The following is a 14,104-nucleotide window of genomic DNA, read 5'->3' as shown; positions in this document are numbered from 1 at the left end:
AATATTTATGCGAGTTTCTGCTACTGCAATTTTTACATTAGCTACATTAGCTACTGGCAATATTACTCAGCAAGCAACGGCTGCACCTGCTAAAACCGTTACTCCAACTGCAAAAGCTGGTAACTTGGTGGTACCGATAATTGAAGACACTCCCGCACGGGTAGAGACAATTGCTTCCCCAGAAACTATAGTTGCACAACAATTTTCCCAAAATCCTGTCGCCGTGCAAACAGGTGCAAACAAAAATTCCCCAGTAGTCTTAAAATCAACAGACAAGGGAAATTCATCAGTAACGCTTCTTCCCACTCCCTCTTTTTCCCCTTCATCCCCCAAAACTCCTGCTACTGAAAGCGATTTGGTAGTCAGAGCTACAGATGTACGGATGGTGGGAGCCAATCAAGAATTACAGCAAATCATTGGCCAGGTAATAAAAACCCAGGTGGGTGGAGAAACCAGTCAAAGCCAGCTACAAAAAGATGTAACAGCAATTTTAAATACAGGTTTATTTAGTAGTGTCAGTGTGAATAGCTTTAGCACTCAGGCTGGATTGAATGTAGTATACCAAGTTCAACCAGTGATTGTGCGATCGCTGCAATTATCTGGTGCTAAAGTACTTACCTATCAAGTCGCTCAACAACGTTTGCAATCTCAGATTGGAACCACTATTAGTCCCAGTGGACTGCAACAAGCAGTAGCACAAATTAACAAGTGGTACGCCGACAATGGTTATAACTTAGCACGGGTGCTATCAATTAAACCCAGTTCTCAAGGCATTCTCACTGTGAATGTCGCTGAAGGTTTGGTGAGTGATATCAAATTTCGCTTTGTCAACGATGAGGGTAAAACCCTTGATAGCAAGGGAAATCCCGTCGGAGGACGCACCAAAGCAGATTTCTTACAACAACAACTCAAGTTGAAACCCGGTCAAATTTTCCAAGAAAATGTCGTTAAACAAGACATTCAACAACTATATCGGACTGGTTTATTTGAAACTGTGAATGTTGCTTTAGAAGGTGATGCAACAAAACTTGATTTAGTTTACCAACTCAAAGAAACTGGGGCGCGTGGTGTTAATTTGGGTGGGAGTTACAATGCCGATCAAGGATTGGTAGGTACAATCAGCTATCAAGATCAGAATGTCGGTGGTGTTAATGATACTTTAGGTGTGAATGTTGGGGTAAGTAGCCGAGACTTACAATTTAATACCAAATTTATTAGCCCCTATCGAATAACTAACCCCGATCGCTTGGGCTACACTGTAAATGGTTTTCGTAGTCAGGAACTTTCGGAAACCTTTGATGACAAGATTAAGCTAGCTAACGGCGATAAAGTGCGAGAAGGTCAAATTGGCGGTGGTGTCAGCTTGCAGCGACCAATTGACGACTGGAATACTTCATTAGGATTAAACTATACCCGAACTAGTATTCGCGATCGCCAAGGTAATATTACCCCAACTGACGTTCAGGGCAATCCCCTCTCTGCGAGTGGAACTGGTATTGACGACCTAACTACCGTATCCTTCACCGCCACCAAAGATAAACGAGATAATCCCCTCAATCCAACTCAAGGTTCCGTTCTAAGTCTGAGTACAGAACAATCTATACCCATCGGCGAAGGTAATATTTCCCTCAATCGCCTCAAAGCCAACTACAGCCAGTATTTACCAGTGCAGTTATTTAACAGCAAACAGCCACAAGTATTTGCGGTGAATGTCCAAGCCGGTACCGTCCTTGGGAATTTACCGCCCTACGAAAGTTTTAACTTGGGTGGTTCCAACTCAGTGCGCGGTTACGATTCTGGAGAAGTTGGCAGTGGTCGCAGTTATGTGTTGGCTTCGGCAGAATATCGTTTTCCCGTCTTACCAATCGTAGGCGGTGTATTGTTTGCCGACTTCGCCTCAGATTTAGGTTCTGGTGATACTGTATTAGGAGATCCGGCAGGTGTACGGGATAAACCAGGTTATGGTTTTGGTTATGGGGCGGGAGTGCGATTAAATTCACCACTAGGCTTAATTCGGGCTGACTATGGCATTAACGACCAGGGAGAAAGCAAAGTGCATCTGGGAATTGGGCAGCGATTTTAATTTGAGTTCAGGCGTTGCTGAGAAAGTCATATCCAGAAATTAAATATGCGTTATCCGAAACCCTTGTAGAGACGTAGCAGTGCTATGTCTCTACAAGGTTTTTGGGTCATACAGCAGATTTCAAGTTGGTGAGGTACACAAGCAAGCTAAATCTGTTACCCAGGTATAAAGCGTGTTTTATATCATGTCCGCTTGATTGCTTATTAAACCCGAAGAACCCCACCCCGCCAAAGCTACGCCTTGTCTCCCCTCCCGAAGAGCGGGGAGGGGTTGGGGGTGGGGTGTAATGACTGTGGTTAGCATAACTAATTATGCGGACATGATATTACTCCTGAATTCTGAATTCTGCTGTATATGTATTAGCGATCGCCTTTGAAAATGACTTTTATAAATTGGCCAATTTATTACACAATATTTAATAGTATATAAATTTCAATAATCAAAGAAAAAAAGCTATTGTCACGTTTTCACGAGACATTAATTTTTTAATAGCGCTAGTCATGCAGAATATAAAAAAATATTATAAGTAATAGCATGGAAAAAAGTGTTATTAATGCCAGCCTTTCTACTCAAAACCTAATCTTTCGTCCAGGTGATACTCCTGTATCATTTGAGGTAACTGTTAATAATGACAGCGATCGCTTCGTCAATTTTCAGATAGAAATTACTGCGGCAGGAGAAATCCGCAACACAGGATATCGCTGGTATAGACTTGAACCAGAGGTAGCGGCAGCCAAGCCACCAGGCAGTAGTACCATCTTCCAAGTTTTCGTATTCAATACACCCATGCCGGGATTTGTTGGTACTGTCAACCTGATGGTAAACATTTTTTCACCGCAATTAGCACAACAGTCCAGACTTGTGCTACGCCTGAAAATCGAGCGAGACAACAGACCAACACATTTAAGTGTAGAATTACCTGTACGAGAGTTCCAAGTTTATCCCCGCAATTCTGTCGATATACCAGTACGGGTGCGGAACTTGGGGCAGCAACCAACTGAGGTAATACTACGTTTTACAGGCGTCGATCCGTCTTGGCTGGCTGGCAGTGCAGAACGCCGATTACCCTTAGATCCAGGTGGTTTAGCAGAAGCTACATTCCAATGCCAACCTCCTTCTGTAGTGCAAGCGCCCAGTCAAAATTACCCTTTTACTATTGAAGCTGTTAGCAATAATGGTTATCCAACTAATGCTGAAGGCAATATTGAAGTTTTGCCAGTGGGTTTTATAGACTTTACTACCACCGAAAAACACCTGAAAATCCCCAATAAATCGGCATGGTTGCCTGACTGGAAATCTGATACAGCTTCCTTTGAATTACTATTTAAAAACGCTAGCAATCTCAACCAACAAATTAATGTACAAGTGCAGGGTAGAGACTGGCGAAAATGCAGTTTTAAAAAGCTTCCCGAAACTGCTAATCTGCATCTAGGAGAGACAAGTAAAGTCATTCTCGATGTTAAAACAAAACGTCCTTGGATTGGAATCGGCAAAACTCTATTATTAGAGGCTAAATCGGAATTATCGGATCAACGTTTAGGCAGTACAGACCCAGCCACGCAGACATTAGAAGTAGAGACTCTGCCAATTATACCTTTATGGCTACAATTGGCTGCGATCGCACTATTAGCCGCACTCCTCGCATTAATCTTGCAACCAAAAGGTGTAATGCATACCCGTTCTGTTAACTCAGTCCGCTTTAGTGGCATTGGTTTATCTGTGGTCAGTGGCTCAGATGATTGCACCTTAAGACTTTGGAGAATTGGTGCTGATAGCCTAGACCCTGATGATACAGTAAAATATTCTGGGCAACCCCTTGCTTGCGACCAAGCACAACAGCCTAAAGGCTTGATGGCGATTACTGATGATGCTGTAGAAGTCTTGCGCTTCATGCCGTTACAAAATAATCGCGCTGCTGTTGGTTTAGATAATGGTGTAATTGAACTTAGAGATGTCCCTTCAGGTGCCAAAATTAGCCAACTTCAAGACCTTAAAGATCCTAAAGCAAAAGGCGATCGCGTTTTTGACCTAGCTTTCACCTCAAACTCACTTAACTTATTCAGTGGCTATGGTAGTGGTAAAGTCAGACTATGGTCAAGACCAGCACCTAACAGCGATTTTCTGCCAGAACCCCAAGTTATTGACGTACAAAGTAGATTGAAACTCTCAGGTTTCCAAGTCCGGGCATTAAATCTCAGCCCAGATGCAAAAACTCTAGTAATTGCTGGAAACTTTAAGCGTTTTATATTGTGGCAGTGGAATCAAACTCAATCTAATAAACAATTTCCAAGTTTATCGGTGCAAAATCTAGAAAAACTAGACCCATTAGTTGGGCCTGAAGATTATATTTGGGGATTAGCTTTTGTTCCTGACTCAACAGGAAAAATCCTCGCAACTTCTGATTCTGCGGGATTTATTACCATTTGGGATTTAAATCAGTGTCAAACTCTCAAAAATCCGAATCCGCTAGAAAAAGTAAATGAACTTAATTGTTTACAACTAGACCGTTGGTCAGCATCAAAAACTTCTGTGCGGACTCTAGCATTTAGTGACGATGGGAGTCTCTTAGTAAGTGGTGGCGATGATGGACGAGTCGTAATTTGGTATTTAACTCCCGAACATAAGCTTGACAAAACAAGAGCAGCAGAAGGTAAAACAATTTACCAAAGCTCTAAAAAAATCAATAGTATCGACTTGAAAACCAATCAAGGAACCATGATTGTGAGTGGTGGTGAAGATTTTCAGGTCAAATTACACCGCATCAAATAAGGGAATCAATGACATGCAAGCTAAATTCAATCCACTGCAAGTTATTATCAACCCACCTGGAATTCAATTTGGGATGCCAGGAGATACCATTGAACTTTATATTGTTGTAATCAATCAGGGAAATCAAAGTGCGGTTATTGACTTATATTTTGTTTTTGACGAAGTATTTCAAAATTTAACCGGCTGGTCTAGTTCTCCTAGAGAAAGTTTAGCATTAGCTCCAGGGCAAAATAGCGACGAAGTAAGATTTGAGTTTCAAATCGCCGCAAATGCTCTCCCAGGAACCTATGACTATACACTAGTCGTAGATTCTCCTCTACATTATCCACAAGATACTCCCATAACTTTCGCAAACCAAATTAAGGTTCTGCTAAAAGAACAGACTGCAATTCGGGTAAACGACCCGACATTTTCCATCAGACCTAACACCAACCCCAACAAACCGTTAATTTTCAATCCTAATGAGCCTCTGCAAGTGGAGGTAATAGTTGACAATCGCTCTTATCTCGTAGACAGATTCCGCTTGAGTTGTCCAGATTTAGACGATGACTGGTTCACAATTAATTATCCTGCGACTGGATTTGAGGGGCCAGGATTAGTGTCTGACGTGACTGCATTAGAACTCAATCCTGGTACGCAAGGTCAAATATTGTTGAAATTTCACCCACCTGGAGATACCCTTGCGGGAAGCTATTCGCCGACAATCCGCTTGTATTCAGAAAACTCTCCAGATTTAGTACTGCTGGATTTGGTGTATATCCAAATTCCGACAAATTATCGCTTAGATATAGAACTTAATACCATCTTGGGACAAGTTAGCCGTAGTCTTGGCAAGTACGAATTATCACTAGCTAACCAGGGCAATATTGTCCGCGAACTGATATTAAACTTAAAAAGTCGAGACGAAGAAGAACTATATACTTACAAATTCGATCCCACTGAAGTAAGATTATTACCTAATAGAAGTGCTGTGGCTAATTTGACGGTCAAACCCAAACCTTGGTGGCGACGACCGTGGTTTGGTGCAGGGCTAGCGATCAACTTTCAACTCAACATCAAAGACCAACAAAATTTACCCCTACCGAACACACTACCTCAAGGAACTTTGGTATGGAAACCCCGCCCTTGGTGGCAATTTCTTCTGTTAGTTTTGGCAATTTTGGGGTTATTGGGAGGGATAGGATTTATCATTTGGCGAATTTTAAACCCCGACCCTTTGAGATTAGAAAATTTTAGTGCAAATGACTCTCAAATTACTGAAGGTGATGAGGTAGCTTTAAACTGGGAAATTCATCAATATAAACAGTTAAAAAAGTTAGTTTTGACGGCTAAAGGTTCCCAACCTATTCAGCCTATTACTTATGACTTTAGCAATGGTATTCCTGAAACACTGGGTAAAAGAAGTGCTAATGAAATCCCTGCTTGTCAGGTACAAGATAAACAAGAATTAATTTGTAGCAACGTAAAAACTGGAGTAAAAACAAAAGGTAATTACACTTTTGAATTACAAGCCTTTTATCGCAATGGTATACAAATATTTTCTCAAACTAACCAAGTAGTAGCGCAAACTACCCAAGTAGAAATTGTAGAAAAACCAATTGCATCAGTAGTTAATTTTCAGCTAGATAAGCCCCAGTACACAAAAGGTGAAAATATTCTTTTTAGTTGGACAATTGCACGTCCATTATTGCTGTCACAACTACAGGTTGTTGGCAATGCAGATGATGGTACATCTTATGGTGAACCAGTTACTTACAAATTTAATCAAGGCAATATTACAGACCCTAAACTTAAAAAACTATGTATACAACAAAATCAACAACTGCAATGTAAAAATATTCCTTTATTAGCAAATAAAGTGGGAAGTTTTGCATTTGAAATCAAAGCTGTTTCTAACAATGGAAGCGACAAAATTAGTTCTAAAAAAGCTGAATCAAAAATTCCAATATTACCCAAACCATTTAAAATTGTCTATTTCAAAATTAACGGTAGCGAGCAACCAAATTTGGTTCTCAATGAAGGAACATCTGCTATTCTGAGTTGGAGAGTAGAGGGAGAAAATATTCAGGTTAAACTTCTACCATACGGCAATGACGTTCCAGCAGTTGGTTCAACGAAGTTTCTAGTAAATCAAGCCTTCCCCGCTCAAATCGGGCTGCTAGTCAATGATATATCTGGTAAGCAACAACCCCAGCAAAGAGGATTTGCAATCACAGTCCTCAAAAAAGTAGAGCCTACTCCTATACCTAGCTTTAACCCAATTCCACCTACTCTGCCACCTAGCAATAGCCCATTTAAGACTCCCTTACCTCAGAGGTAACTTTTTGGGCATTTGCTAGCTCAATTTCTAGTTTTATGAAAAGCTCGGCGTCTGCGCCCATTTTCAAGTTGAGGTTTTCGCAACGGTACTACCTCAGCTTCATTACTCTCACGTGCTACCCGAATCAACAACCCAGCAGCTATTAAACTGGCAATCATAGAATTACCACCATAACTAAACATCGGTAAAGGTAAGCCAGTAGTCGGTAGAGAACCTGTAGCAACACCGATGTGGAGCAATGATTGTCCCACCATCAAAGTCGTCACACCGATCGCTACCAATCGATGTACTATATTTTTAGCCTTCAGCGCCACAACTAATCCGAGAGTAGCGAATGTAGCTAAAAGTACCAATAACACCATACTGCCAACAAAGCCAAACTCTTCAGCGAACACCGCAAAAATAAAATCGGTATCTTGAATTGGTAAATAAAACAGCTTTTGTTGAGAAAGCCCATATCCAGCTCCCCAAGTTTTTCCAGAACCCACAGCTAGTAGACTTTGCACCAACTGGTAGCCATCTCCTGTAGCATCCGCCCAAGGATTGAGGAATGACATCACCCGCTTACGCTGATACTCTTTAATACTAATACTGAGTAGCGCCAACATTACTCCACCAATTGCTGTTCCTCCCAGGTACTTGTAAGGTAAGCCAGCTGCTAAAGCAATTAGCCAGATAGTCATGCCGCAAAGTGCCGTTGTACTCAAGTTCGGCTGGGCAAGAATTCCTAAAAGTACCAAACCAAAAACGCCCAACCAAGCGAAGCGAACCCGCCAACTAATTCGTTCCCATTGACCAAAAAGCCGCGCACTTTGCAACACCAAAAAGGGTTTAATTAGTTCTGAAGGTTGAATCGGAATTGGCCCGATCGCAATCCAACGCGCTGCATCAAAAGCTTTTCTTCCCAATCCTGGGATCAGTGTGACAAAAATTAACCCCAAAAATAGCAACAAAAACCAATGGGATAGTCCCAAAATTTTCTGCAACGGTGAATTAACAATAATATTGAATCCAATTAAGGAAACTAAGACCCAAAGCAGTTGACGTTTAAAGTAATACAAACCATCATTCTGACGGGCATCAGCGACAGGATATGATGCTGAAAATAGCATGATCAAGCCGACGAACAGCCAAATCAAGGTTAACCAGCGCAAGAACCGCGCTTCTAATGCCCAGTTGGAGACTGAACTATCAAAAATTGGAATCAGGTGGCGTAGATTCACGATCGGTACAGGTAAAAAGTTAGAAATTAGGAGTTAAAAATAAAACTCATAAATCATAACTTATAACTCATAAGTAGGCTTTACAACCATAAATATTAGAGTTGTTAACTTTAATACCCCACTAGTGCAATATTTCTGACAAATTGCAATCTTTACTCAGCGTTTTAAAAGTAGTATTTTATACTTAAAATTTAGGGTTCTATAGTTAAGAGCGATCGCTAGAAAATTGGCTGAAGGTTGGAAAAGAAACCTAATTGTGCTTGATGAAACTATTGAACAGGCTAAGAATAGACAGAATGCTGACGCTCCAGTTCCACTTTATACTCGCGGGTATCGTCTTTTAAATATGTTTAATTATTGATTTGCATAAAATCCGAGCCATAAAAAAGAGGTCTTTCTCGACCTCTTACCAATTCCCTAAAATAATATTCTATTTACAGAATTACGACAAGCCAGTATTAGCACCTTGCTTACCAGTTGCTAGTTCCACCTTGATGATTGTGCCACCTGCTTTTTGAATGCGTTGCTGTTCGCGGAACCAGTTTTCATAAGGAACTAACTTAGTAAAGTAAGTATTTTGCAGTTCGCGTTGAGTCCGAATTCGGGTTTGGCTGGGAACTAGAGCAGTAATTTTAAACAAACGGGACATATTTTGAAAATCTCCTGTATACCTTGTGAAAACTTTTTTATCTCAAAATCTTGAGTGGAAATCTTTTAATCATTCAAAGGCTGGAAATCAAACATCAATACTAGACCACCAACACTCATCACTGATAATTTACCAAGATAAGCAATATAACGTTCTAGCACTCACGGTTGATTTCCAGACCTTAATAAAGCCGCACCTAAATTCTTAAGCGCAAACTAGTTCTTAGCTTAAGCCAGAGGAGATATAGTCTAAGTAAACGCCCATTTCCTTACCAGCATCAGAACCTACCAAACTGGCGGTTACTTCTTTGATTGCTTGGATAGCTTGCACGGTAGCACCGACGGGAACGCCCAAGGAGTTGTAGGTTTCCTTCAAGCCATTGAGCACACGCTCATCTAGGATGGAAGGATCGCCAGCCAACATAGCGTAGGTGGCATAGCGGAGGTAATAGTCCAAATCACGGATGCAAGCAGCGTAGCGGCGGGTGGTGTACATGTTGCCGCCGGGACGGGTGATGTCAGAGTATAGCAAAGATTTTGCTACAGCTTCTTTGACGATCGCAGCAGCGTTAGCGCTGATGGTGCTAGCAGCACGTACCCGCAGTTCGCCAGTGGAGAAGTAGCCTTTTAGCTTCTCTAAAGCAGAAGAGTCTAGATATTTACCTTGAACGTCTGCGGAGTTAATGACAGCGGTAATTGCGTCTTGAGCCATGTTGTTAATTCCTTATTTCCAACCGTATTGCAATACTTCTGTTTAAGTAGGTAAACAGCTTTACCCTATCCTAGAAGGGCACCAACTAGGTAGTCGAAGTAGCCAGCAGCTTCACTAGCGTCATCACCAGAGAGCAGTGACGCAGAGCCATTCTTCAGCCCGCGGATACCTTCAGCAACACCATCGATAGGAGTTCCCAAGGACTTGTACAGTTCACGGGCACCAATAACACCAATTTCTTCGATGGGGGTGACATCACCAGCAACGATACCGTAGGTAACGAGGCGGAGGTAATAATCTAGGTCACGCAGGCAAGTAGCAGTCAATTCTTGACCGTAAGCGTTACCACCAGGAGACACAACATCAGGACGCTTTTGGAACAGTTGATCGCCAGCTTGCTTAACAAGCCGTTCGCGATTTTCTGATAAAACTTGAGCAATCCGCACCCGGCGCTCACCACTTGTAACAAAGGACTTGATCCGATCTAACTCACCAGGGCTGAGGTAGCGAGCTTCTGCATCAGCATTCACGATAGCTTTCGTGACGATACTCATTAATGGATTCCTCCAATACTAATGAAACCAGGATTTGATTAAACTGGTGCGACTTTGAGTTTGGTTTACTGAGTTTGTTTTATCGTCCTTTTAGACACAACAGTTTTACAACTGCTACAGCTAATAAAATTACGAGTTTGCTTGAGTCAACACAAGTACACAAGCTTTCAAACTCAGTTACCTTCCGCAAAACATTTTCCGGCATTCTGTTGAGCATTTATGACTGCTCTTAATACTTTGTAATATTGCTTTTCAGAATTTACTGTTTTAACTGCAATCTGAGAGCGGTATTACGAAAGGTTAAGAAGGGGACAGGGGAAAGGTTACAGGGGACAGGGAACAGTAAATAATCTGTACCCTATTCCCTATTCCCTATTCCCTACTTCTTAATCAACCGCAACACTGCCGAGGTAGTTACCTGCTGGCAGAGATGGGAAGCGGTTGTAAGGCACAACATCTTCACCGAAGTAGCGGTTATATTCTGGACTTTCGACTATTGCTTCTACAGCGGCTGACAAACCACTATCAACTAGCAGCTTGTTATATTGGCCAATTTCTTCCTGAGTTGCGGGTGTACGCCCCAACAGATGACGGAAGAGGAACTCAATGGTCTTGGTATGAGGATAAGGTGATAAGAAGCGCTGGCGATAGATTTGGGAACTAGCTAGTTCATGCACAAACTCCCGCACGGAAATTTCACCATTTTGGAGTTTGCTATCTAGGTCAGTGCGACGGAAATTATCGGGCACCTCACCGCTAAATACATCCAATACTTGACGATAAATGGCATTGATTGCCTGTTGTTTTTCGTCTTGGTTGGTGTTTTCTGTTAGACGGTAAATGCGCGCATGTTTACGCACACCTTGTTCCACGGATTGTCCGCTAGCATCGTTGTAAGAACGGCCCAGTTCAGCAAAGGATGGCTGACCATTTGTTTGGGCTGCGATATCTGCGATCGCCTGTACCAAAAGCGGTGTATCGTTACTAACTCCGACACGGGCTTGTACTGGCTTAAAGCTGGGTACAACCACGTCATCGTTTTGCTTGGTCAGCTGGTTGTAAAGCTTCTCTGTATTCGGGAAGTTTGCCGCTGGCAGGGTCGGGAAGCGGCGGTAAGGCACCGTATCTTCACCAAACACCTGGTTATATTCCACACTATCTACCAAAGCACCAATAAAGGCACGAATACCTTGAGTAGCCAAAATTTGGTTATACTTGCGGATTTCTGCTTGGTCTAGTGGCGCACGTCCCAAGAAGTGTTTGGTTCCTAACTCAATCACTTTGGTGTTGGGGTAAGGTGTGTAGAACTCTTTCAGGTAGAGGTTAGAGTAACCCAAACCTTCAATAAATTCCTTCACGCTAATTTCGCCATTTCCCAACTTGCTTTCCCATTTGGTAAATTCGTTTTTGGCGATGTATGGTGCAATATCCCGCTCAAAAATCTGACGATAGGCAGCGCTGATCAAAGTTTTGACTGCAACCTTGTCAGTAGTATTCGCCACAAGCTTGAAGATTTTGGTTTGTTCCCGTTGCTTGCTAACACCTTGGTTAATGCGGAACTGAATATCTGGTTCTGACCGCTTTTCTGTCACTGTACCCAGTGTCACAAAGCTTGGTGTTACCTCCTTCTGGATTTTTGCGGCAATATCATCACGAATGCTACCAACACGTAATTGTCGCCCTGCTACACCACCAGGAGTCAGATACCGTTCGTAAGGAATCGTATCTTCACCAAAGGCTTCGCTGTATTCTACGCTGTTAATAATGGCATCAACCACCGCGTAAAAGCCTTGTTTAGAAGCGATATCAAAGTACTTGTTGATTTCTTGACGACCATAAGTCGGACGACCTAACAAGCGGCGGTGAATATACTCGATCGCTTTACAAACATACAGCGATGACCAGTACAGATTGCGGAAGACATCCGACTTAGCCAAAGCACGGATAAATTCCCGTACCGAGATGTCACCGTTTTCCAGCTTGATTTCTAATACCTTCGGGCGCTGACCTTCGTAGACATCGCGACCAAAAACTTGCAGGTAAGCAGCTCTAATTACTGCTTGTGTGGAGCTTTCGGAGTATCTGACACTAGAACTTTTGGGAGCCTTTTTACCTCTAGTACCAGGCAGTTGGTCTAATTTGAACACCTTGGGACCAAGGGTACCAGGAGCTTCACCCCGCGCTCTGGGATTACTATTTTGGTTATTAATCCCTGCTCCTTGGTGAATCAGGATGCGTTTGGTATCCTTGCTAAAAGGAGCCGGACTGGTACTGGGGTTGCGAGTTTCTTTCGGGAAAATCGCCCCAAACTGAATTTCCAAGGGGTCGTTACCAGAACCGTAAGGATGTTGATCTGGTAGCGGTTGCTCGTAAGCCGCAAATGTGGTGAGGAACTGAGGTATCTTGCGGAAAGGCGCACTGTAGTTAAACAGGTCTTGCTGCGGCCCCCAGTTGCGACATTCTTGTGCTTCTTGACCCAGACCCCGCAGGTAGGGTACTGTTTCTTCACCAAAATAGTCGCCGTATTCAGCAGAATCTACTAAGGCATCTACCAAAGCTGGTAGACCACCGTTAGAAATAATCGAGAAGTATTTTTGTACTTCTTCTCGGCTACTTGGGCCCCGTCCGAGAATGTGACGGAAAGCTAGTTCGATGACTCGGCTGTTAATAAAAGGCTGGTAAAACTGTTTTTGGTAAAGGGGAGATTTAGCTAAACGACGGACAAACTCTTTCATAGAGATGTCGCCATTCTTCACCTTGGATTCTAGGTCAGATATGGACAAACTATAAGCACGGGTAATGTCGCGCTCAAAGATTTGTCGATAGGCCGCTTTAACTACCTCATTTTTTTCACTACTGGATAACCCAGTCTTCATCACAAACTTGGGACGACGTTCTGAGGCATTGAAGTAGATTTGCGGCAATTCTAACCCTTGCTGGTCGCTAGAAGGGCGTTGGCGCAGTTTATTTGAAGGTGTGGCTGCTTTGAATTCTGTTAACAAAACATCCATGTACTGAGACACAATTTCTGTACCCTCAGCATCGTTGCGGAAAAATGAAAGTGCCCCAGCTTTGATTTCTTGTAAAGCTACTAGCGTAGCTTCTCCAGAGCAGGCATTTTCAATGATTTCCCGCAAACCCCTTGTATTCACCGCTATGATGTTGGGATCGCCAGCAACGATCGCATAAGTAGCGTAGCGCAAGAACCAGGATAAATCCCGCAAGCTCTTGGCCATGTTGCTTGGGCCATATCGAGCAATGTTAATTGGTCTGAAACCTGGAGGTGTCGGGCCGCTGGGGGATGAGTTAAATATTGATCGTAAATTTTCTAGGAACCCACCACGACTTTCAACGTAGGTTACAGTTCCCAGTTGCATCCCTTGTTGAACATTAGCACCGCTAACAGCACTAACCGGTACTATTTCTACTGCTCTGGGCTTTTCTAAAAAAGCCATTGGCGAACCACCAACAAAAATCCGGTTAGCAGCTCGAGACACAATAATCTCGGCATTGTCCGTCAACGTCTGAGAAATTTCTAGACGCTTTGCACCAGATGCAAAATAGCTTGCCAGTTCATTTAGTTCACCATTTCCCAAGAAACGGTCTTGCTGCTCCGCTTGGGTAATTGTGGATACAGGTAGGGTTTGATATAGTTGCGGACGCGCAACCGAGCTTCCACCACTCGCCTTAACACTCATCGGATTTGTAAAACTCCCATTATAAGCGTTTATATGTTAAGTCTGGATTGTTTTGAGGCTTGACACATCGGCGTGTCTATGCTTTATAAGCTTGAAA

Annotated in this window: 7 protein-coding genes and 1 pseudogene; 3 read left to right on the top strand and 5 right to left on the bottom strand. The window is 42.7% G+C overall.

The window, feature by feature from the left end:
• Positions 1-7 precede the first annotated feature (7 nt).
• The 3 genes from RMZ95_RS12665 to RMZ95_RS12655 all read left to right on the top strand — a co-directional run bounded on the left by RMZ95_RS12665 (position 8) and on the right by RMZ95_RS12655 (position 7,172).
• Entirely contained in the window at positions 8-2,083 is a 2,076-nt protein-coding gene (locus tag RMZ95_RS12665) for an outer membrane protein assembly factor (protein WP_322683852.1), read from the top strand.
• 534 nt (positions 2,084-2,617) lie between these two features.
• The gene (locus RMZ95_RS12660; RefSeq protein WP_322683851.1) at positions 2,618-4,852 is read left to right on the top strand and encodes a hypothetical protein; all 2,235 of its coding nucleotides are present in this window, start codon (positions 2,618-2,620) and stop codon (positions 4,850-4,852) included.
• A gap of 13 nt (positions 4,853-4,865) precedes the next feature.
• Positions 4,866-7,172 (top strand): hypothetical protein, encoded by a 2,307-nt coding sequence (locus RMZ95_RS12655; RefSeq protein ID WP_322683850.1) that lies wholly within the window; start codon positions 4,866-4,868, stop codon positions 7,170-7,172.
• A gap of 20 nt (positions 7,173-7,192) precedes the next feature.
• Here RMZ95_RS12655 and RMZ95_RS12650 read toward each other — a convergent pair whose 3' ends face one another.
• The 5 genes and pseudogenes from RMZ95_RS12650 to RMZ95_RS12630 all read right to left on the bottom strand — a co-directional run.
• The gene (locus RMZ95_RS12650) at positions 7,193-8,395 is read right to left on the bottom strand and encodes an FtsW/RodA/SpoVE family cell cycle protein (protein WP_322683849.1); all 1,203 of its coding nucleotides are present in this window, start codon (positions 8,393-8,395) and stop codon (positions 7,193-7,195) included.
• A gap of 442 nt (positions 8,396-8,837) precedes the next feature.
• Complete coding sequence (locus tag RMZ95_RS12645; protein WP_094349821.1) at positions 8,838-9,044, bottom strand: phycobilisome linker polypeptide; 207 nt, start codon at positions 9,042-9,044, stop codon at positions 8,838-8,840.
• 222 nt (positions 9,045-9,266) lie between these two features.
• Positions 9,267-9,755 (bottom strand): allophycocyanin subunit beta, encoded by a 489-nt coding sequence (gene apcB, locus RMZ95_RS12640; protein WP_104908010.1) that lies wholly within the window; start codon positions 9,753-9,755, stop codon positions 9,267-9,269.
• A gap of 65 nt (positions 9,756-9,820) precedes the next feature.
• Positions 9,821-10,309 (bottom strand): allophycocyanin subunit alpha, encoded by a 489-nt coding sequence (gene apcA / locus RMZ95_RS12635; protein WP_322672097.1) that lies wholly within the window; start codon positions 10,307-10,309, stop codon positions 9,821-9,823.
• 398 nt (positions 10,310-10,707) lie between these two features.
• Positions 10,708-14,007, bottom strand: a pseudogene (locus RMZ95_RS12630) (phycobilisome rod-core linker polypeptide); the annotation flags it as partial.
• Positions 14,008-14,104 lie beyond the last annotated feature (97 nt).

The organism is Nostoc sp. DedQUE07 (assembly GCF_034530975.2).
In the GTDB taxonomy this organism is placed as follows: Bacteria; Cyanobacteriota; Cyanobacteriia; order Cyanobacteriales; family Nostocaceae; genus Nostoc.
This window is presented reverse-complemented; position numbering and strand designations above follow the sequence as displayed.

What these genes read in the sequence shown, in the direction of transcription:
- RMZ95_RS12665 (WP_322683852.1), top strand. Translation starts at nt 8, where the DNA reads ATGCGAGTTTCTGCTACTGCAATTTTTACATTAGCTACATTAGCTACT.
- RMZ95_RS12660 (WP_322683851.1), top strand. Translation starts at nt 2,618, where the DNA reads ATGGAAAAAAGTGTTATTAATGCCAGCCTTTCTACTCAAAACCTAATC.
- RMZ95_RS12655 (WP_322683850.1), top strand. Translation starts at nt 4,866, where the DNA reads ATGCAAGCTAAATTCAATCCACTGCAAGTTATTATCAACCCACCTGGA.
- RMZ95_RS12645 (WP_094349821.1), bottom strand. Translation starts at nt 9,044, where the DNA reads ATGTCCCGTTTGTTTAAAATTACTGCTCTAGTTCCCAGCCAAACCCGA.
- apcB (WP_104908010.1), bottom strand. Translation starts at nt 9,755, where the DNA reads ATGGCTCAAGACGCAATTACCGCTGTCATTAACTCCGCAGACGTTCAA.
- apcA (WP_322672097.1), bottom strand. Translation starts at nt 10,309, where the DNA reads ATGAGTATCGTCACGAAAGCTATCGTGAATGCTGATGCAGAAGCTCGC.